Here is a 21,179-nt window from a genome sequence, read left to right on the forward strand (position 1 = left end):
TCCTTACTCTGCAGCCTGCGGATAGCCGATCGTCGCCATCGGCTTGAACTCGTGCTTGTCCTTGCCGGAGACACGCTCCGACCAGGGATCGACCTGGGCAAATTTTTGGCTGAAGACGAAGCGTTCGTAATAGGCTTTGCGCTTTTCGGCATCGCCCATGATCTGGCGGCGGATTTCCTCCAGGCCGACGCGCTTGGCCCACTTGTAGATCCGCTCGAGATAGCGGGCCTGCTCGCGGTACATCTGCGTCAGTGCCACGATATGCTCCAGCGCCTCGTCCTCGGTCCGGACAAGCCCAAGGACCTCCGTGCCCTTGATGTCGAGCCCGGCTGCACCAGCGAAATGGATCTCGAAACCGGAATCCACGCAGATCACGCCGATGTCCTTGCAGGTTGCTTCCGCGCAGTTGCGCGGGCAGCCGGACACGGCCATCTTCAGTTTGGCCGGCGTCCAGGAGCCCCACATGAACCTCTCGATGCGGATGCCGAGACCGGTGGAATCCTGCGTGCCGAAGCGACACCAATCAGAGCCGACGCAGGTCTTCACCGTGCGCAGACCCTTGGCATAGGCTTGGCCGGAGACGAAGCCGGCCTTGCCGAGATCGGCCCAGACGGCGGGCAGGTCTTCCTTCTCGATGCCGAGCAGATCGATGCGCTGGCCGCCGGTGACCTTCACCATCGGAATCTCGAATTTGTCGACGACATCGGCGATGGCGCGCAGCTCGTTCGCATTGGTGACGCCGCCCCACATCCGCGGAACGACGGAGTAGGTGCCGTCCTTCTGGATGTTGGCGTGCACGCGCTCATTGATGAAACGCGACTGGTAGTCGTCGGCATATTCGTCGGGCCAATCGCAGACCAGGTAGTAGTTGAGCGCCGGCCGACATTTGGCGCAGCCGCAGGAAGTCTTCCATTCGAGCTCCTGCATGACGGCAGGGATGCTCTTCAGACCCTTCGCCTTGATCAAGCGGCGGACATCGTCATGGCCGAGTTCGGTGCAGGTGCACATCGGCTGGACCGCAGCCGGGTTGTAGCTGTCGCCGAGCGTCAGTGCCATGAGTTGTTCGACGAGGCCGGTGCAGGAGCCGCACGAGGCGGATGCCTTGGTATGGGCGCGCACGTCGTCGAGCGACGTCAGCCCTTTGCCCGAAATCGTCGAGGTGATTTTGCCCTTGCATACGCCGTTGCAGCCACAGATCTCCGCGTCATCCGGCAAGGCTGCAACGGCCGCCATAGGGTCCAGCGGCGACCCTCCCTGATAGGCCTGTCCGAAGATCAGCGTCTCGCGCATCTCCGAAATATCGGTTGCCTTCTTCTTCAGGTCATTGAACCAGGCACCATCAGCGGTCTCACCGTAAAGCACGGTGCCGATGATCTTGTTGTCCTTCAGCACCAGGCGCTTGTAGACGCCGGCGCTGGCATCGCGCAGCACGATCTCCTCGCGGTCGTCGCCGTCGGCGAAGTCGCCGAGTGAATAAAGCTCGATGCCGGTGACCTTGAGCTTGGTCGGCGTATCCGCGTGAACAAAGGCGGGCGAGCGATCGCCGGAGAGATGCGCGGCGGCGATGCGGGCCATTTCATAGAGTGGCGCAACAAGGCCATAGACCATGCCGCCGACCTCGGCACATTCGCCGAGCGCGAGAATGTCGCCATCCGAGGTCTGCATGCCGGCATCGACGACGATGCCGCGATTGACTGCAATGCCGGCGTCCTTCGCCAGGCCGACACTCGGGCGAATGCCGACGGCCATGACGACCAGCGTTGCCGGGATGATGCGGCCGTCGTCAAGCTCGATGCCCTCGACCTTGCCGTTGCCGACGATCGCCTTGGTATTGGCCTTGCAGATGACCTTGATGCCGCGTTCCTCGACCGCCTTCTGCAGCAGGTAGCCGGCGGCGGGGTCGAGCTGGCGTTCCATCAGCGTCGGCATGACGTGCAATACGGTGACGTCCATGCCGCGCTGGGCAAGGCCGGCTGCCGCTTCAAGGCCAAGCAGACCGCCGCCGATGACGACAGCCTTTTCGCGCGATTGAGCGGCAAGCAGCATCGCCTGCACGTCATCGAGATCGCGATAGGTGATGACGCCGGGCAGATCCTTGCCGGGAACGGGAATGATGAAAGGCACGGAACCGGTTGCGATCACCAGCTTGTCGTAGCTTTCGGTGACGCCGTGGTCGGAGGTGACGGTCTTGGCGGCGCGATCGATGTTGACGATCTTGTGGCCCTTGTAGAGCATGATGCCATGCTTGATATACCAGCCGTCGCCGTGAATGATGATCTGTTCGTAGTCCTTTTCTCCTGAGAGAACCGGCGACAGCATGATGCGGTCGTAATTAACGCGCGGCTCGGCATTGAAGATCGTAACTTCATAGCGACCCGGCGCCTGCTCGAAGAGGTGCTCCAGCATGCGCCCGGGCGCCATGCCATTGCCGATGATGACAAGTTTTTCGGTCATATTTCCAGGTCCTTGATCAGGTTGCAGCCAGGGGCGCCGAGTGCCCTTGGCGCGACAGTTGCTTGACGGACAGGTGCATCCAGATGAGAGAGATCACGACGATCGCGAAGAGCAGCAGGAAACAGCTGGACCAGAGACCGGTTATGTCCTTGAGGAGGCCAAAGGCGATCGGAAGGATGAAGCCGCCAAGGCCGCCCATCATCCCGACGATGCCGCCGACTGCGCCTACGTTTTCTGGGTAGTAGGCCGGAATGTGCTTGTAGACGGCAGCTTTGCCGAGGCTCATGAAGAACCCGAGCACGAAGATGACGACGATGAAGATGACGGGGGTGATACCGAAGGCCGGACCTGTCCCGGCCCCAGAAGCAGCCGGCAGCGAAAGGATGAGGGTGGCCACGGCCGATACGGCAAGCATCGTATACATCACGCTGCGCGCGCCCTTCTTGTCCGACAGCACGCCACCGAAGGCGCGGAAGATGCTGCCCGGGATGGAGTAGGCGGCCGCGATCATGCCGGCGGTTTCCAGGTGGAAGCCGTAGACGCCGACCAGATAGCGCGGCAGCCACAGCGACAGGGCGACGAAACCGCCGAAGGCGAAGAAATAGTAAAGCGAGAAGCGCCAGACCTGAACGTTCTGCAGCGGCGCGAATTCCTCGGCAAAACTCTTGGTGGCGACGCGGCGTTCGCGGCGGAGACGGTAGGCCGGATCATCGGTCGTGGTGAACCAGAAGACGATTGCCATCAGTGCCAGACAGACGGCCCAGATCTCGGCAACCGCCTGCCAGCCCCATGCGAGCAACACGAAAGGCGCCGCGAATTTGGTCACAGCCGCGCCGACATTGCCGGCACCGAAGATGCCGAGCGCGGTTCCCTGCTTCTCAGCCGGGAAGAAAGGCGAGACATAGGCGACACCGACCGCGAAGGAGCCGCCGGCGAGGCCGACGCCAAGGCCGGCGATCAACATCTGCGTATAAGTCTGGGCGTAGGAGAGCAGGAAAGTCGCCAATGCGGCGGCCAGCATGGTGAGCGTGTAAACGAGACGGCCACCGTAGCGCCCCGTCCAGATGCCAAGGACGATGCGCACGAGCGAGCCGGTCAGCACGGGGGTGCCGACCAGCAATCCGAACTCGGCCTCGTTCAGCCCGAGATCCTGCTTGATGCGAATGCCGATGATCGCGAAGATCGTCCACACGGCAAAACAGAGGGTGAAGGCTACAGTGGAGATCCACAATGCTTTGGCTGGTTCGCCGGCCGACATGGGATGTGCTTTCTCGATGACAGACATAACTTCTCCGGGGCCCGACAAGGTCGTGCCGATCCATCGCTGAGGGTTAAAACAAAAAGCCGCTGGTCAGGACGCGCATACACGAGGTGCGCGAAATATCCTGATCAGCGGCTTTGCTGGTGGCGCCCGCCGTTGGACGCCGAATTCTTGGGCCTTCTAGCCCTGTTGCCTGGAAGCAATCCGTGCCGGCTTGCTCAAGCTTAGATTACATCTTCGATCTGAAGGGGTAACCTCTGTGTCTCCTATGAGCGCCTATCGCGCGCTCATTCTGCGCTGATCGCCATTGACCGGTGCAATAATGACAATGCAAACCGCGTGCCAGTTTGTTGTCACTTGTACAAGCCCTTGAATGTAAATCATATTATTCAAAAATCTGACGGATGCATGTTTTTCAGGCCGCCATCAGTCGTGCAAATCTTTTGTGCGCTTGTTGTGAGGCAGGCAGATCCTTGCTGGCGTTTTGTGCAGGCCGGCGTCAATCAGGCCTCGTCGTCGGACATGAAGGGCAGGGCGCTTTTAACGGCAAAGCCTGCGACATAATCAGGCAACCTAGCCGGGTCGAAGACGTGGCCGTCCATGAAGCGGTCGCCCTCGTCGCCGCCTTCGATGCGGATATCGGCATCGTCGGGTGCGTTGCCGTCGCCGAGAGCCGTCCGGTAGAGATCCGGGCGGTAGGCGGATGCTGCGGCCCTTGCCATGTTAAGGCTGACCTCGGCCTGTCCCCAGCGGATCATCTGGCTGTAAATCCACAGCGCATGGCTTGGCCGGGGATAATTGGCGAAGCCGGAATGGAACATGAAATAATCGGTGATGATGCGGCGGTTACCTTTTGCGTCGAGGCTGAATTCGCCGGCGAGCACACGGCGAATAATCTCGACGGGGGCAGCGATATAGCGCGGGTCGGCTAGAGCTGCCGCCAGCGCGTCGTGATTTTCCGGCCGGTCGCACCAGCGGGCTGCCGCGTCGAGGGCCACGATCAGCCGGGAAACGGTTTCCGGATGGCTTTCCGCCCAGTCCGGCCGCATGCCGATTACCTTTTCCGGTGCCGACGGCCAGATATCCTGTTTGGCGGCGACGATGCGGCCGACGCCGCGCTCTGAAGCGACCATGTTCCACGGCGCGCCGACGCAGAAACCGTCAATCGCACCGGCTGCCAGCGCATCCGAAGTCATGGGCGGTGGCACCACGACAAGCCTGACGTCCTTGTCGGGATCGATGCCGCCGGCCGCCAGCCAGTAGCGGAATTCGTAATTGTGCGAGGAGAAGGGATAGGTGACCCCGAAAGTCGGCAGCGGCTCGCCGCGGGCCTTCATTGCCGCCAATATTTTTGCCAGGGCGCGGGCATTGTCGAGCGCGCTTGCCGTTTCCGGCAATCCCGCGTCATTCCGCATCCTGTCGAAGAACCGCGTCGACAGCGTGATCGCGTTGCCGCCGCGCCCCAGCGAAAATGGCGTGATCGTCGGTGAGGGATTGGAGCCGAGGCCGAGCATGGAGGCGACGGGCATCGGCGACAGCATGTGGGCAATGTCGAACTGGCGGAATGCCAGGCGGTCACGCACATTCGCCCAGGAGACGTCCTTGACGAGATCGAGCGTCAGGCCTTCCTTCCGCGCGAAGCCGAATTCTGCGGCGGCAATCAGCACCGATGCATCGACGAGCGGAATGAAACCGGCCCGCAGCACTTTCGGTCCTTCGTTGTTCACCCGCACGGGCGAGGGCAGCTCGCCGCCGGAGTTGGAGGTCGTTGTCATCATATCCACTCCGGTTTCCTCCGGAAATTCATCAGGTCGGCCATTACATCAACAGCCCAGCGGCAGTGACGACGCTCTGGGCGATTTCCGACATCTTCTTCTTTTCGTTCATCGCTGTCTGGCGCAGCAGGGCGAAAGCCTCTTCCTCCGACAGGCCGCGCATCTTCATCAATATGCCCTTGGCGCGCTCGACCAGCTTGCGTTCCTCCAGCGCGGAGCGGGCATCGGCAAGCTCTCGCCGTAGCCGGTTGAAGGCATTGAAGCGGCTGACGGCCATGTCGAGGATCGGTTTGACGCGTTCCTTCTTCAATCCGTCGACGATATAGGCCGAGACGCCCGCATCGACGGCAGCCTCGATCGAGGCCGTGTCGGAGCGATCGACGAACATGGCGATCGGGCGGCTGACCGTGCGCGTCAGCTGGAACAGATGCTCCATCATGTCGCGGTTGGGATTCTCGATATCGATGATGATCACGTCGGGCATCAGCGTTTCGATGATTCGCGCGATGCCGTTGACCTCGTGGACCACGGTGACGCGCACATGCCCTGCCTCGCGCAGTCCTTCTTCGATGATGGAGGCGCGTATGGCATTTTCGTCGATCACCAGAATTGTCAGATCGAGATGAGTCATTGTCTATTCATGACGCACTGCAGCAATTTTGGCAAGGCGTTCGCCTGAAAAGTGTGCACAAATAGGTGTGCGCAAAAAATAATCAAACTGCCGCACTTTCGGGCGAAATCAATGCGCCACGTAGCTTAGCTGGCGAAATTCGGCGAAGAATTGCTGCCGGGCAAGGTCTCTTCACGGCTGCGGTATTTCGGATGTGAAATGAGGAATGGCGTAACCGCGCTTGAGCTGTGGCCGTGCGGCAAGCCTGAGATACCATTGCCTAACATAAGGGAAAGCATTCAGGTCGATCTTGCGTTGACGAGATAGTCGCGGCCTTCGAGCCGCGCGTTCAGCGTCTCGTACAGGCGGCGGGTGTCCCTGCGAAAGAGATCCTCAGCGAATGGCGCTTCGCCGCTGTTGTAGGTCAGGAAATAATGGGCGTGACCGAGCGTCGGCCCGAACCCCCCATCTGCCACATCAGCCATTCGATCGCGTGATGCCGGGCGGCACCCTGCCGGGGTAGGAAGCGGCCGGCCTTTTCGGCGAGGTAGAGCAGGATGGCGCCGGATTCGGCAAGCGTAATGCCGGTCTCGTGATCGATGATAACAGGAATCTTGCTGCCCGGATTGATGGCGAGAAAATCCTGCAGGAATTGGTCCCCCTTGGTGATGTCGATCGCATGGGGGCGATAGGAAAGGCCAAACTCTTCGAGTGCGATGGATACTTTGAGCCCGTTCGGCGTGATCCAAGTATAGAGGTCGATCATCCCAGGTTCAATCGAACATCATTTCGTCGACCGGCAGCTTCGTCATTCCGAAGCGCCCGGTGACATCGTCGAGGCCAGAGAACATGTCCCGCAGAGTTTGCACGATCGTCTCGACGCGCGGGTCAATGACGCGATAGACGATCGCCTTACCGTCGCGGCGTCCTTCGATCACACCGGCCTCGCGAAGCTCGCTCAACTGCTGGGAAAGCGTCGGCTGGCGGATACCGAGTTCGTCCTCCATCGCCGAGACCGGGGCTTCCGTCTCCATCAGATAGCAGACGATCGCCAGGCGGTTGGCATTGGCGATCAGCTTCAGCAATTCGCTGGCTGCGCCGACATCGCGGCAGACTCTTGAGGAAACGGGCTTCGTCAACGGTATCGTCCTTGAAGGTTCTATAAAAAAGTAAAGTGACGGCGCTGAATTTTCAACTCCGGCTCGCTCACTTCGCTCGATCTGGTAAAAGATTTCATTGCCTATCGATTTTATGGGATTTCAAAGGCGATTTTCTCCTGCTGACGACAATCGCTTCCTCGCAATCAATTTATAAAAAAGTAAATTGACTGCTATGAGCCACGTTATCGGTCGCACAGAATGAAAATTGGTGTTCATCCCAATAACCTGCATCTTCGTCTCGCGCGGCTCTGGCCCGGCGCCTTTGTCGATCTGCAGCCGATATTCGTCTCCTATGCCGAAGGCCGCGATACCGCGGCGCTGCTGGAAAGTGGCGACATCGATCTCGGCGGCACCGGCTCGACGCCGCCGATCGAGGCGGATATGCGCGGGCTCGGCGTCGAATATATCGCTGCCTCCGCGCCGCGCCCGGCCAACGGCGCTATCTTCGTCAGGAGCGACAGTCCGATCGGCTCCGTCGCTGAGCTGAAAGACCGCCGGATCTCGCTGGTCGACGGTTCGTTTCACACCTATTTGCTGGCCCGTAGCCTCGAAGGTGAGGGGATGAGCCTGCCCGATGTTGAGCGGGTCGAAAGCGGCGCGCGCGACTCGCTCGCCGATCTGCTCGAAGGGCGTGTCGATGCCTGGGTCGCCATGTCGCCGCGTCTCGAAAAGGCGCTGGAGCGCGACGACGTCAGGTTGATCGTCCGTTGCGGCGCGGCCATTCCCAACCGTTCTTTGTTCTGGACATTGGAGCGGAACGGCCTTTCGGCGGCGGAAATTCGGGCGGTCGTCTCCGAACTCAGCCGGATCGGTAACGAGATCGCTGCCGATCCACGCACTGCTGCCAGACTTCTTGCATCGGGCGACCGCGGCGGATCTGGCGACCGCGGCGGAACGGATATCGATGCCTGGGAAAAGGTGGTGCGCTCGCGCGACTTCACGGTGTTTCCGATCGACGACGAGATCATTGCCGAACAACAGGAAGAGGCCGACACGCTGCTGCGTCACGGCCACTTCGCCAAGCCCATCGTGCTGAAACGCCCGGAAATGACGAAATAACAAGGAATCGGGAGATGAACGTTTTCTGGTACATGTGCGCACCCGACGGCGCCTATCCCTGGCAGCCGGAAGGCTCACGTCAGGTCGACTACGGCTACTACAAGCAGCTTGCCCAGGCCTATGACCATCTGGGTTACACCGGCGCCCTGTTTGCGACCGGCGCCCACGACGTCTGGGTGCTGGCGAGTGCGCTGCTTGCTCACACCGAGCGGCTGCGATTTCTCGTCGCCATCCATCCCGGTCTCGTCGCGCCGACATTGCTTGCCAAGATGGCGGCGACCTTCCAGGAGTTCGCCCGCGGCCGGCTGCTGATCAATGTCGTCTCCGGCGACGCCAAGATGCTCGGCGCTTACGGGATGATGTTGCCGCATGACGAGCGTTATGACATGGCGGACGAATATCTGCAGCTCTGGCACCGGCTCTTTGCCGGCGAGAGCGTTACCCATCAGGGCAAGTATTTCTCGACGGACGGCGCCAAGCTCGCCTTGCCGGTCGGCGAGAGCATCGCACCGCCGCCGCTCTGGTTCGGTGGCTCCTCGGATAAGGCGCTTGAAGTCGCGGCGAAACATGTGGACACCTATCTCTCCTGGGGCGAGACGCCCGCCCAGATCGGCGAGAAGGTCGAAGCGGTAAAGGCGCGGGCCGCCCACTACGGCCGTGAACTGGAATATGGCATCCGTCTCTACGTCATCGTTCGCGACACCGACGAAAAGGCCTGGGAGGCGGCGGCCGATCTCTATGGCCGCATGGATGATGCGGCGATCACCGCCAACCAGCGTTTCGTCGCAAGAAGCGATTCCGTCGGTCAGCAGCGCATGACGGCCTTGCACGGCGGCCTGAAGCCGGAAAATCTGCGCGATCTCGAAGTTGCACCGAACCTCTGGGCCGGCATCGGCCTGGTCAGGCCCGGCCCCGGCACGGCGATCGTCGGCTCTCCGGATACGGTTCTGCGCACGCTCGAAGCCTATCAGAAGGCTGGTGTCGATACTTTCATTCTTTCTGGCATGCCGCTGCTTGAGGAAGCCTATCGTTTCGGCGAAAAGGTGCTGCCGCGGCTCGATGTCAGCAGGGAGGTCTCGAAGGCGCGCAACTACACTTGGTCGACGCTCTTCGATCGCGATCTTTCGACCGTCAAGAATGCCTGATCCTCTCGCCAGAAGGTAAGTTTCGTGGCCACCAGTGAATTTCATCCGATCGAACAGGCCGCTCCGGACACCGGGGTGGCAGCGCGCCTGCTGCGGGCGATCGAGGCGATTCTCGGCATTGCCGCGGCACTTGTTCTCGCCGTGCTGCTTTTTATGGTGCTCGTCACAGTCTGCCTGCGCTATTTCTTCAGCGCCGGCTTCATCGGTGCCGAGGATCTCGGCATCTGGCTGCATGTCGGCCTGATCGCCCTTGGCGCGCCGCTCAGCCTCAACAGCGCGCTTGCCATGCGCCTCGACGTTTTCGTCAGGATACTGCCGGAAGGCCTGCAGAAGGTCTCGCGGATCGGCGCCGATGTCTTCACCGTGCTCTCGGCGCTGATCCTGAGTTTTGGCGGCAGCGAGATCATGACGATGCTCGGCGGTGTCTCGCCGACGCTCGGCGTGCCGGAATGGATCCGCTTCGGCTTCCTCGGCGCCGGCGGCGCGCTGATCCTCGTCGTGCTGCTTCTGCAGCGCATCGCCGAAGGCAAGCTCCTGCCGGCTGCTCTCTCGCTTGCCGTGGGGGTCGCGCTCTATGCCGGTATCCCGCATGTCGCGCTCGATCTCGACTGGCCGCCGAGCATCTTCCTCGGACTTATTGCGGCAATCGGTCTCGTGCTTGCTGCGCCGCTGCCGCACGCCTTTCTTGCCGCAGCCTATGTCGTCATCGCCTTCGGCAGCAGCCTGCCGGAGCCGGCGATCGTTTCCGCGACCGTCACCGGCATCTCGAAATTCCTGCTGCTCGCCATTCCCTTCTTCCTGCTTGCCGGCGGCCTGCTGACGGCCTCCGGCGTCGCCAACCAGCTCGTGCGCTTCGCCGCCGCCATGGTCGGCCATCGCCGGGCAGGGCTGGCGCAGACGACGCTCTTGACCAGCGTCCTTTTTTCCGGCGCCTCCGGCTCGTCGGTCGCAAATGCCGCTTTCGGCGCGTCGACCTTCCAGCCCGAACTGGTCAAACACGGCTATCGGCCGGCGCAGGCGGCGGCGATCATCGCCTCGACATCGGTTCTCGACAACGTCATCCCGCCGTCGATCGCATTTCTCATCCTTGCGACGGCGACCAATCTTTCCGTCGGCTCGCTGCTCGTCGGCGGTTTCTTTGCCGGCGGGCTGATGGCCATATGCCTGGCAGTCGCCATCCATCTGACGGTCAGCGAACAAGTGCCTTTGCCGCGCGCAAACGCGAGACAGCGCTGGCAATCGGCAGTCCAGGCTATCCCAGCCTTCGGGCTCGGCATCATCGTCGTCGTCGGCATCCGCATCGGCATCGTCACGACCACGGAAGCGGCTGCGCTTGCTGCTTTCTACACGCTGCTGCTCGGCATCGGCGCGCGGCTCGGCATTCTCTCGCTCTATGCCGCCTTTCGCCAGGCAGCAGTTGAAGCGGCGGCAATCGGTCTCCTCATCGGCACAGCCGGCCCCTTTGCCTTCCTGCTGGCTGTCGACGACGTGTCCGGGCTGATCTCGCATCTGACGACGGCACTCGGCGGCAGCGCGCTTGCGGTCATCCTGCTGTCGAACGTCATCCTGCTGGTTGTCGGCCTTGTTCTCGATATCGGCGCTGCGATCCTGCTGTTCGGCCCGATCCTGCTGCCGGCAGCTGTTGCCGCCGGCATCGATCCCATTCAGTTCGGGGTGATCATCGTCGTCAACCTGATGATCCACGGACTGACGCCGCCGCTTGGCATGCTGATCTTCGTCGTCAGCGGCGTCACGCGCATTCCCGCCTCGGAACTCTTCCGGGCGGTGGTTCCCTATCTGCTCGCTCTCCTGGTCTCGCTCGCAATCCTTTGCGCCTGGGCCATCATCTTCTCGTAAACAGGACAACCCCATGGATAATTTCAATCGACGCCATTTCCTGAAGACCGCTGCTCTCACCGGAACGGTGCTTGCAGCGCCCGCTTTCGTCCGCACCGCCGCCGCCCGCACGACGACGATCACGATCGCTTCGCTGCTCGGCGACGACAAGCCGGAAACGAAGATCTGGGTGAAGATCGGCGAACTGGTCGAAGCGAAGCTGCCGGGCCAGTTCAAGTTCAATATCGTCAGGAACGGTGCGCTCGGCGGCGAGAAGGAGGTGGCCGAGGGCGTGCGCCTCGGCTCCATCCAGGCCAGTCTCTCGACGGTCTCGTCGCTTTCCGGCTGGGCACCGGAACTGCAGATCCTCGATCTGCCCTTCCTCTTCCGCGATGCCGACCACGTGCGCCGGACCGTTGGTGGTGATGTCGGCGCCGATCTCAAGCAGAAACTGCAGGCGCAGAATTTCGTCGTCGGCGATTTCATCAATTACGGCGCCCGCCATCTCCTGACCAAGGAACCGGTGACGCGGCCGGAGCAGCTCAAGGGTAAGCGCATCCGTGTCATCCAGAGCCCGCTGCACACCAAGCTCTGGAGCGCATTCGGCACGACGCCGATCGGCATTCCGATCACCGAGACCTATAATGCGCTCGCAACCGGTGTCGCCGACGCGATGGATCTGACCAAATCGGCCTATGCCGGCTTCAAGCTCTATGAGGTCGTGCCCGATATGACCGAGACCGGCCACATCTGGGCATCCGGCGTCATCTATTATGCCTCGACCTTCTGGGCCGGCCTCAACGACGAGCAGAAGGCGGTGTTCCAGCAGGCTTCCAGCGAAGGGGCCGCCTATTTCAACCAGCTGATCGTCGACGACGAAGCCAAATCTGTTGAGACGGCGCTTGGCCATGGCGGAAAGCTCTTGAAGCCGGAAGCCTTCGAGGAATGGCAGAAGGGCGCCCAGGGTGTGTGGGACGATTTCGCACCTGTTGTCGGTGGCATCGACAGGATCAAATCCGTCCAGGCCGCCTGAGCAAGAGGCAGGGCGGTTCGCCTGCAGCTTTTGACGGGACCGATGGAAAACCATCGGTCTCTTCATCGCGCGCACTTGCCGGAAAAATAATGCCGGAGCAGGCCGGAAATCGAAAGAGCATGCCTTCGGTGATCGTGATATATAACTTACTAAAATCCAGGAATGGGAAGTCTTTACCTTCGGCCGGTGCGATCCTGTTGACCGCAATCTCTCGACCGCTTCCGGCGGACGGATCCCATGGCCTCGATTTGAGACCAAAAACATTGAACACAAGGCTTTGGAGGGCCGACCATGAGCTTACGCATCAACGATATTGCCCCCGATTTTACCGCCGACACCACCCAGGGACCGATCAGCTTCCATGAGTGGATCGGCAACGGCTGGGCCGTCCTGTTCTCGCATCCGAAGAATTTCACGCCGGTTTGCACGACCGAGCTCGGCGCCATGGCCGGCCTTGCGGGGGAGTTTACCAAGCGTGGCGCCAAGATCATCGGAATCTCCGTCGATCCTGTGGAAAGCCATGCCAAGTGGAAGAACGACATCAAGACCGCCACCGGCTTCGACGTTGAATATCCCCTGATCGGTGACAAGGACCTCAAAGTCGCCAAGCTTTACGACATGCTGCCGGCCGGCGCCGGCGAGAGCTCGGAAGGCCGCACGCCTGCCGACAACGCGACGGTGCGTTCGGTCTTCATCATCGGTCCCGATAAGAAGATCAAGCTGATCCTGACCTATCCGATGACGACGGGCCGCAATTTCAATGAGATCCTGCGCGCTATCGATTCCATCCAGCTGACGGCCAAGCACCAGGTGGCCACACCGGCGAACTGGAACCAGGGTGATGACGTCATCATCACTGCCGCGGTGTCCAACGAAGACGCGATCACGCGTTTCGGCGCCTTCGATACGGTTCTGCCCTATCTCAGGAAGACCAAGCAGCCGACGGCCTGATCCCGGCTCTCGAACCTCTACAAGCCGTCGCGAAAACATCTTCGCGGCGGCTTTTCTTTGTGGTGCTGATAGCGGTGAAGTGTCGGCCGTAACCGATCGAACCTTAGGTGATGGCTTTGCGGGCTCTCACCGCGTCGCCGAATGCCTGAAACAGCGCACGATTCACAGGGTTGGTTTGGGGATCGTATTCGGCGTGCCATTGCACGCCGAGCGCAAATCCCGGCGCGTCTTTGAACCGTATCGCCTCGATCGTCCCGTCCTCGGCAATTCCTTCGGCAACGACCCTCTCGCCAAGTTCGAGGATGCCCTGTCCATGTAGCGAGTTCACCCGGATCGTCTCTCGGCCGAGAATGCGCGCAAACATCCCGTCCTGGATAAGTCGAACATCGTGACGATCGCCGAAAACGATGGCGGGGTCGGGATGGATTTCGCCGGTCTCCAGGCGCGGCATTCGGTGGTTCATGCGTCCTGGCAATTCCCGGATTTCAGGATGCAACGAGCCGCCGGCGGCGACGTTCATTTCCTGAAAACCGCGGCATATACCGAAAACAGGAACGCCTTGCGCAACACAGGCTTCAATCAATGGTAGCGCCAGCCCGTCACGATCTTCATCGTAAGGTTCGTGCTTGGGATCAGGCACCATGTTGAAGCGGCTGGGATGGACATTAGCTCTGGCGCCCGTCAGCAGAATGCCGTCGACGACAGCCAGCAGATCCGCGATATCGGCTAGTTTAGGATTGCCGGCAAACATCAGCGGCAAGGCTTCGGCAACATCGGCCACTGCTCGCAGATTATTTTCTCCGACAAGCTGGGCCGCAAAGCGGCTTTCGACGATGCGGGCGTTCCCGATGATGCCGATTACAGGTCTCGTCATTGCTGGCCACACCCCAAGTCGCAACGCCAGCTGCTGCCCAAACCGTCAAGATCCGCGGGCAGGTGATCTGCAACGACGCGAAGCGGGAACCGGCCTTTGGCTGGCTGCGGGCCCGGTTGTCACTATGGATATCCTTTGCCGCAATGACGGTGCAAGAGCTATCGCAGCCGATGCTCAATCCGGAACGGGAAGGGCGCGCTGGTTGTAGAGGATCTTGCGGATGCGCGCCTGCTCCTCTTCGGAGAGCTTACTGTTGTCGGTGCCAAGATCGGCGCCGACCGCCAGGCCGCGTTGGACACCAGGCCGTGCGCCGACCTCCTCGAACCATCGCTTGAAATGCTTGAACTCGTCGATGTCCTGACCCTGTGCCTGCCAGTTGACGGTCCAGGGATAGCTGACGATATCGGCGATGGTGAATTCCTCACCGGCCAGATAGCGCCGGTCGCGAAGCCGCATGTTGAGAACGCCGTAGAGGCGGTTGGCTTCGTCCGTGAAGCGCCGCACCGCATAGGACTGGTCGCCTTCGCGATCGCCAAGGCGACGGAAATGACCGGCTTCGCCGAGTTTCGGCCCCTGGTTCGCCATCTGCCAGATCACCCATTGCGTGACCTCGTATTTGCCGCGCAGATCCTGCGGCCAGAATTTACCGGTCTTCTCGGCGAGATAGAAGAGGATCGCGCCGGATTCGAACACGCTCAACGGACCGTCGCCATCGGCAGGCTCGTGATCGACGATGGCCGGCATGCGGTGATTGGGGTTGAGTTTGAGATAATCAGGTTTGAATTGGTCGCCCCGGCCGATATTGACCGGCACCAGCCGGTAGGGCGTGCCGGTTTCCTCCAGGAAGATCGAAACCTTCTTGCCGTTCGGCGTCGGCCAGTAGTGGAGATCAATCATCTGCTTATCCTCGTTCGCTTAGATAGTCCTGGTGAAGAGGATGACGCTGCGACCGTGGCAGGTCGAATATATCTGTTCCAAAATTGCTGGCGAAATTAGAAACCTGGTGCAGAGAGGGAAATGGGGGAAGCTTCCTACCCGTATCGATGGTATTGAGAATTCAGCGTCGCGATGGAAGTTCGAACCCGCCGAGATCCGATGATAGGCCGGAAATGTCAGTCCGACATGGGGAGGAGATCGGCGAAAGCCATGCTTTCGCTCTGCCTTCTGTTTTCCCAACTAGACACGGTAAGGGCCCAGCCGGAAGGAAGCGCTGGGGCGCCGGCCTGTCTCTATTCGGGGACTTCGGCGTCGGAATCGGGTGAGACGCTTTGCATCCGTAAGGACAGTTTCAATCGAGACCTTTGCGTCGCGATCGAGCATTTCGCCAGCGCCAATCAATTGCCGCCGGATTATTTCGCCCGTCTCATCTGGCGGGAAAGCACCTTTCGCCCCGATGCAGTCAGCTTCAAAGGAGCGCAGGGCATTGCGCAGTTCATGCCCGGAACGGCGAAACTGCGCGGTCTTGAAGACAGCTACCAGGTGTTGGAAGCCCTGCGGAAATCGGCTCAATATCTCGACGAATTGCGCAATCGTTTCGGCAATCTCGGCCTTGCCGCCGCCGCCTATAATGCTGGCGAAAACGGACTTTCCTCTTACCTAACGTCAGGGAGATTACCTTACGAGACACGCGGTTACGTCCTGGCAATCACCGCGCATACCATCGAGGAATGGAAGGATAATCCTCCGGAAGATGCGGCTGCCCCGCTCGACAAGGACAAGTCCTTCCTCGATGCTTGCGTGGCGCTTGCGGAGAGACGGACGTTGAAGGACACGCCCTGGCGTCAGGAGGGTGAATGGGCGCCCTGGGGCGTCCAACTTGCGGCGAATGCGAATGTCGCGGTAGTCAGGCGCATGTTTCTCGATGCAGTGCAGGATCTGCCCGCGCCCCTGAATGCGGAGCAGCCGCTGATCCTGCGCCAGCGCGATCGCAGCTTTGGTTTTCGCCCGCGTTATGCTGCCCGCATCGGCCGGCAGACACGCCTGGAAGCCAACGACCTCTGCAACCAGATCCGCAAACAGGGCGGCACCTGCCTTGTTTTCAGGAATAGCGGGCCTGGTTGAGCCGAATTGATCACGAAAAGTCTGCTTGCAGGATCAGCTAAGCGCAGCGTATTCGACACGGGAATGCAAAGGGAGGAGCGATGATGCGGGTTTTGGTAATCGGGGCAACGGGCCATGTCGGAACCTATCTCGTTCCCCGTCTGGTGGAAGCCTGCCACGACGTCGTTACGATCAGCCGCGGCACGGCAAAGCCTTATACGGCAAACCACGCCTGGGCTGCCGTCGATCAGCGTCAGATGGATCGGACAGCCATGGAGCGGACGGGTGATTTCGGCCCGGCCGTGCGTGGTGTGAAAGCCGATATCGTCATCGACATGATCTGCTTCTCGCTGGAAAGTGCCGAGCACCTGGTGACGGCGCTGTCGGGGCATGTCGGTCATTTCCTGCATACCGGCACGATCTGGACGCACGGCCAGCCGACAGCCGTGCCGACACTGGAAGAGGCGCCGAAATTTCCCTTCGGCGAGTACGGCACGCAGAAGGCGGCGATCGAAACCTATCTGCTGCAGCAGGCAAGGCTGCGCGGATTTCCGGCAACCATCATCCATCCCGGCCATATTGTTGGTCCCGGCTGGGCGCCGCTCAATCCGGCCGGCAATTTCAACCTGCAGGTCTTTTCGACCCTTGCCCGCGGAGAGGTCCTGGCGCTGCCCAATTTCGGCCTTGAGACCGTTCATCACGTCCATGCCGATGACGTGGCGGCGATGTTCATGGATGCGATCGCCAACTGGAATGCGTCGACGGGCGAAAGTTTCCACGCGGTTTCGGAGCAGGCATTGACCCTTCGCGGCTATGCCGAATCAATGTCTCACTGGTTCGGGCACGAGCCGAAGCTCAGCTTCGCGCCATTCGACGCCTGGGCCGAAGGTCAAACGGCTGAGGATGCGCAGGCGACCTGGGAGCATATTGCCCGCAGCCCGAATTGCTCGATCGCCAAAGCGAGGCGCCTGCTGGGTTACATCCCAAGATACACATCCCTGCAGGCGGTGCAGGAATCGGTCAGCTGGCTGGTCGGGCAGGGGCGGATCAAGACCTGATCCGCCATCGCCGCCGGATCCTAACGGATCAGAATAGCCCTGAAATCATTGACGTTGGTTCCGGTCGGGCCGGTTTCGAAGAGATCACTGGTGGTCGCAAAGCCCGAATAGCTGTCATTGCCGTCGAGCAGCCGGCGCGGATCGAGCCCGGCGGCGCGAAGGCGCCTTGCCGTGCCGCCATCGGCAAAAGCGCCGGCATTGTCCTCCGAGCCGTCGATCCCGTCCGTGTCGGCGGCGAGGATATGAATGCCCTCCTGCCCGTCGATCGCAAGCGCTATGGCGAGCGCGAATTCGCCATTGCGTCCGCCCTTGCCGCCCTTGGCTCTCAGCGTCACCGTCGTCTCGCCGCCGGAAAGGATGACGACCGGCTTGGAAAACGGCCTGTTGCGGCCCGATACCTCGCGGGCAATCGCCGCATGCACCAGCGCCACGTCGCGCGATTCCCCCTCGATCGCATCCGAAAGGATCGCCGGCTCGATCCCCTGCGACTTCGCCAGTGCGGCTGCCGCATCCAGCGAAACGCCGGCGGAGGCGATGATGTGATGCGCGTGCCGTAGGAAGACCGGATCGTCGGGCCGCGGTGCATCGGCCTTCGGAGAGTTCAGATGGTCGAATGCGGCCTGCGGCAGCTGCAATCCGTATTGCCTGATGATCTCGAGCGCATCGTGCCGTGTCGAACCATCAGGGACCGTCGGCCCGGAGGCGACATGGGCCGGGTTGTCGCCGGGAATATCGGAGACGATCAGACTGACGACCCTCGCTTTGGTCGCTGCTGCAAGTCTTCCGCCCTTGATGGTGGAGAGATGCTTGCGCACGACATTCATTGCCGAAATCGGTGCGCCCGAGGCAAGCAGCATTTCGTTGAGCGCAATCTCATCTTCAAGGGTCAGCCCGTCCGGCGGGGCGGGCAGCAGCGCCGAGCCACCGCCGCAGATCAGCGCGATCACCAGATCGTCTTCCGTCAGCCCGTTCACCGTCTCCATCAGCCGCTTTGCGGCGGTAAGGCCAGCCGCATCCGGCACCGGATGGGCGGCCTCGAAGATCTCGATGCCGCGTGTCTCGCAGCCATAGCCGTAGCGGGTGACCACCAGACCCTCGAGCGCTCCGTCCCAGACGCTTTCGAGCGCCCGCGCCATCTGCGCCGCGCCCTTGCCGGCGCCGATCACCACGGTCCTTCCCTTCGGCCTATCAGGCAGGTTCGCCTTGATGCCAGTCAGCGGATCGGCGGCGCGAACCGCCGCGTCGAACAGGCTTTTCAGAAAATCGCGGGGAGCTGATATCGTCATCGGTGGTCTCTGCTGCCTCGGTGTCGATGTGGGATTGTCCGTTATTCTCGGCCTGCAGGATCAGCAGGGTGCGCTGGCCGCACCATAGCCTACGGCATAATTCCTCAAATCGGAATCGATCGAAGGATAAAATTATGCAGCAATTCAAAGTGCTACAGCGTCAGTCGGCGAGGGCCGCCAGGATCCGGACCCAGGATCGTATGCCTTTATGAAAACTGGAGAGATCGTATTTTTCGTTCGGGCTGTGGACGCGGTTGTCGAAGCGGGCGAAGCCGACCAGGAGGGCATCGCATCCGAGCCGGCGTTTGAAGTCGCCGACGATGGGGATCGAGCCTCCGGTGCCGGCAAGGGCAGCTTCGCATTGCCATTCCGTCGAAAGCGCCTGAAGCGTCCTGGTGAGAAACGGACTGTCGATCGGCATGACGGTTGCCGGCGAAAACCCGTAATCCCTGAAGCTGACCGAACAATCCCTAGGGATACGTGCGCGCACGTGCCGCTGGAAGGCATCACGGATCGTCTGAGGATCTTGACCTTCAACCAGGCGAAACGAAATCTTGGCGCTTGCCTTCGCCGGAATGACGGTCTTGAAGCCTTCGCCTGTATAGCCGCCACTCATGCCGTTGATTTCGCAACTCGGCCGCGCCCAGATCTGTTCGAGGACGGAACGGCCTGCCTCGCCGGCCGGATCTCTCAGGCCGATATCGCCGAGAAAGGCCTCCTCGTCGAAGGGCAGTCTTTTCCACAGCGCCTTGATGGCGTCGGGGAGCTCTTTCACGCCATCATAAAAACCCTCGACCGCGACGCCGCCATCGGCTCGCCGTAGGCTCGAAACCACGTCTGACAGCACCTGAAGCGGATTGCGCGCGGCATTGCCGAACATGCCGGAATGCAGGTCTAGATCGGCGCAGGTGACCTCGATTTCCGTGGTGTAGATACCGCGCAGCATCGTCGTGACGGCAGGCGTTTCGCGATCCCACATATCCGTGTCGCAGACGAAAACCGCATCGGCCTTCAACTCGTCTGCCGTGGCATCCAGAAAGGGTGCGAGGCTCGGGCTGCCGGCCTCTTCCTCGCCTTCGAACAGCATGCTCACCTGCACGGGCAGTTTTCCGGTGACGCTCTTCCATGCACGGCAGGCTTCGACGAAGGTCATCAGCTGTCCCTTGTCGTCGGATGCGCCGCGCGCCACGATCGCGGTATCGCCGTTCGGCAAGGCTTCCATGCGGGGCTCGAACGGATCGCTCGTCCACAGCGCCAGCGGATCGACCGGCTGGACATCGTAATGGCCGTAAAATAGCAGATGCGGTCCGGACGCCGCCTTTTCATGGGCGACGACCATCGGATGCCCGGTCGTTTTACGCACCGATGCTTCGAAGCCGATCGCAGCCAGATCCCGGCTCAGCCATTCGGCAGCAGTGCGGCAGTGATCGCGATAGGCCGGGTCGGTCGAGACGCTCGGAATGCGGATCAGCTCGAAAAGCCGCGCCAGGCTACCATCGAGGCTTTGGTCCACATGGGCAAGAACGGCATCGATATCTTGATCCATGGCACTAGTCATCGTCTCTCCTCAGCGTTTCAATCTTCCGGATCGAGAATGCAGCATTGCTCGGCGAGCGGTATCAGCACGGCGGACGACCCCGTTTCCAGCGGGTCGGACAAAGCCCCATTGGCGGTGATCTCTCCCGCTGATGTCGTGCATTTGTACTGATAGGCCCGGCCAAGATAGGTGCGCGTGCCGAGCACGGCCGCGATGCCACCACCGTCACGGCTGACGGCAAGACCGTCTGCGCGGCAGGCCAGCACGAAGTCGTCCTTGATCGGTCCGAACGTTTCCTGTGACAGCTGCAGCCGCGCTCCGCCGGTCGTCTCGGCCATCACAAGCGCGCCGTTGCGCGCGGTCACCTTCATGCGGATCAGGTTCTCGAATCCGACGAAGCGGGCGACGAAAGCGTTGGCCGGCTGGCGATACAGCACCTCCGGCGCGTCGAGCTGCATGATGCGCCCGGCATTCATGATCGCCACCCTGTCGGAGATCGAGAATGCCTCCTCCTGGTCGTGGGTGACGTAAAGCGATGTCGTGCCGTTGGCGCGCTGGAGCTGCCTGATCTCGACGCGCATGTCGATCCTGAGCTTTGCATCCAGATTGGAAAGCGGCTCGTCGAACATCAGAAGCGGCGGCTCGATGACCAGTGCCCGGGCGAGAGCCACGCGCTGTTTCTGGCCGCCTGACAGGGCCGACGGCAGCCGGTCGGCGAAGGCCGAAAGGCCGACGCGGTCCAGCATGGCCATCGTTCTTTTCGCCCGTTCCGGCTGGGGAATACGACGCTGCCTCAGGCCGAAGGCAACATTGTCCTGGACGCTCAGATGAGGAAAAAGCGCGTAGTTCTGAAAGACCAGGCCGATGTCGCGCGCATATGCGGGTAGGCCGGTGAGGTCGCGCTCGCCGAGCTTGATGCTGCCGCTGCTCGGCTGCAGAAAACCGGCGACGAGGCGCAATGTCGTCGTCTTTCCGCAGCCGCTGGAGCCGAGCAGGGACACCAGCTCCCCGGCCATGACTGAGATCGACAGGTCCTTAAGCACCTGGGTACTGCCGTAATGGGCGGAGATGGAATCGATGGTGAGGGATACGGTCAAGAG

The 21,179-nt window shown here is 61.2% G+C and carries 17 protein-coding genes and 1 pseudogene; 7 read left to right on the forward strand and 11 right to left on the reverse strand.

Features of this window, described 5'->3' with window-relative positions; genetic code table 11:
• Positions 1-3: 3 nt before the first annotated feature.
• The 6 genes and pseudogenes from nirB to BS629_RS21225 form a co-directional block, all read right to left on the reverse strand.
• Positions 4-2,454, reverse strand: a complete 2,451-nt coding sequence (gene nirB, locus BS629_RS21200) for a nitrite reductase large subunit NirB (protein ID WP_003558768.1) — start codon at positions 2,452-2,454, stop codon at positions 4-6.
• A 16-nt stretch (positions 2,455-2,470) separates the two neighbouring features.
• Positions 2,471-3,739, reverse strand: a complete 1,269-nt coding sequence (locus tag BS629_RS21205) for an MFS transporter (protein WP_018241749.1) — start codon at positions 3,737-3,739, stop codon at positions 2,471-2,473.
• 479 nt (positions 3,740-4,218) lie between these two features.
• Positions 4,219-5,499: a CmpA/NrtA family ABC transporter substrate-binding protein gene (locus tag BS629_RS21210; RefSeq protein ID WP_018445684.1), complete on the reverse strand. Its 1,281-nt coding sequence runs from the start codon at positions 5,497-5,499 to the stop codon at positions 4,219-4,221.
• A gap of 34 nt (positions 5,500-5,533) precedes the next feature.
• A complete protein-coding gene (locus BS629_RS21215; protein WP_018241751.1) occupies positions 5,534-6,121 on the reverse strand; it encodes an ANTAR domain-containing response regulator in 588 nt (195 codons plus the stop codon).
• Positions 6,122-6,292: 171 nt separating this feature from the next.
• Positions 6,293-6,866: pseudogene (locus BS629_RS21220) on the reverse strand (glutathione S-transferase family protein).
• 7 nt (positions 6,867-6,873) lie between these two features.
• A complete protein-coding gene (locus BS629_RS21225) occupies positions 6,874-7,239 on the reverse strand; it encodes an ArsR/SmtB family transcription factor (RefSeq protein WP_018241752.1) in 366 nt (121 codons plus the stop codon).
• Between the two features lie 219 nt (positions 7,240-7,458).
• On the opposite strand from BS629_RS21225, the gene BS629_RS21230 reads away from it, so the two are divergent.
• The 5 genes from BS629_RS21230 (at position 7,459) to BS629_RS21255 (ending at position 13,284) form a co-directional block, all read left to right on the forward strand.
• Positions 7,459-8,319 carry an ABC transporter substrate-binding protein gene (locus BS629_RS21230; protein ID WP_018241753.1) on the forward strand — a complete coding sequence of 287 codons (861 nt, stop codon included), beginning with the start codon at positions 7,459-7,461 and terminating at the stop codon, positions 8,317-8,319.
• A gap of 14 nt (positions 8,320-8,333) precedes the next feature.
• Positions 8,334-9,464, forward strand: a complete 1,131-nt coding sequence (locus tag BS629_RS21235) for an LLM class flavin-dependent oxidoreductase (RefSeq protein ID WP_018241754.1) — start codon at positions 8,334-8,336, stop codon at positions 9,462-9,464.
• Positions 9,465-9,488: 24 nt separating this feature from the next.
• Positions 9,489-11,321, forward strand: coding sequence for a TRAP transporter large permease (locus BS629_RS21240; protein ID WP_018241755.1), 1,833 nt, complete (start codon positions 9,489-9,491; stop codon positions 11,319-11,321).
• A 13-nt stretch (positions 11,322-11,334) separates the two neighbouring features.
• Positions 11,335-12,333 (forward strand): TRAP transporter substrate-binding protein, encoded by a 999-nt coding sequence (locus BS629_RS21245; RefSeq protein WP_018241756.1) that lies wholly within the window; start codon positions 11,335-11,337, stop codon positions 12,331-12,333.
• A 291-nt stretch (positions 12,334-12,624) separates the two neighbouring features.
• Positions 12,625-13,284, forward strand: a complete 660-nt coding sequence (locus BS629_RS21255; RefSeq protein ID WP_018241757.1) for a peroxiredoxin — start codon at positions 12,625-12,627, stop codon at positions 13,282-13,284.
• A 103-nt stretch (positions 13,285-13,387) separates the two neighbouring features.
• Here the strand turns inward: BS629_RS21255 and BS629_RS21260 are convergent, their stop codons facing one another.
• Both BS629_RS21260 and BS629_RS21265 read right to left on the reverse strand, forming a co-directional pair.
• Positions 13,388-14,158, reverse strand: a complete 771-nt coding sequence (locus BS629_RS21260) for a gamma-glutamyl-gamma-aminobutyrate hydrolase family protein (RefSeq protein ID WP_018241758.1) — start codon at positions 14,156-14,158, stop codon at positions 13,388-13,390.
• Positions 14,159-14,332: 174 nt separating this feature from the next.
• Positions 14,333-15,055: a glutathione binding-like protein gene (locus BS629_RS21265; protein WP_018241759.1), complete on the reverse strand. Its 723-nt coding sequence runs from the start codon at positions 15,053-15,055 to the stop codon at positions 14,333-14,335.
• A 171-nt stretch (positions 15,056-15,226) separates the two neighbouring features.
• Here BS629_RS21265 and BS629_RS21270 point away from each other — a divergent pair, with 171 nt between their 5' ends.
• A complete protein-coding gene (locus BS629_RS21270; protein WP_018517217.1) occupies positions 15,227-16,219 on the forward strand; it encodes a lytic transglycosylase domain-containing protein in 993 nt (330 codons plus the stop codon).
• An 80-nt stretch (positions 16,220-16,299) separates the two neighbouring features.
• Positions 16,300-17,256 carry an NAD-dependent epimerase/dehydratase family protein gene (locus BS629_RS21275; protein WP_018241761.1) on the forward strand — a complete coding sequence of 319 codons (957 nt, stop codon included), beginning with the start codon at positions 16,300-16,302 and terminating at the stop codon, positions 17,254-17,256.
• A gap of 20 nt (positions 17,257-17,276) precedes the next feature.
• Here BS629_RS21275 and BS629_RS21280 read toward each other — a convergent pair whose 3' ends face one another.
• The 3 genes from BS629_RS21280 to BS629_RS21290 all read right to left on the reverse strand — a co-directional run bounded on the left by BS629_RS21280 (position 17,277) and on the right by BS629_RS21290 (position 21,176).
• Complete coding sequence (locus tag BS629_RS21280; RefSeq protein ID WP_018241762.1) at positions 17,277-18,542, reverse strand: glycerate kinase type-2 family protein; 1,266 nt, start codon at positions 18,540-18,542, stop codon at positions 17,277-17,279.
• Between the two features lie 160 nt (positions 18,543-18,702).
• Entirely contained in the window at positions 18,703-20,100 is a 1,398-nt protein-coding gene (locus BS629_RS21285) for a dipeptidase (protein ID WP_018241763.1), read from the reverse strand.
• 17 nt (positions 20,101-20,117) lie between these two features.
• Positions 20,118-21,176 (reverse strand): ABC transporter ATP-binding protein, encoded by a 1,059-nt coding sequence (locus tag BS629_RS21290; RefSeq protein WP_018241764.1) that lies wholly within the window; start codon positions 21,174-21,176, stop codon positions 20,118-20,120.
• Positions 21,177-21,179 lie beyond the last annotated feature (3 nt).

The sequence above is a fragment of the Rhizobium leguminosarum bv. viciae USDA 2370 genome (assembly GCF_002008365.1).
GTDB classification, from domain to species: domain Bacteria; phylum Pseudomonadota; class Alphaproteobacteria; order Rhizobiales; family Rhizobiaceae; genus Rhizobium; species Rhizobium leguminosarum.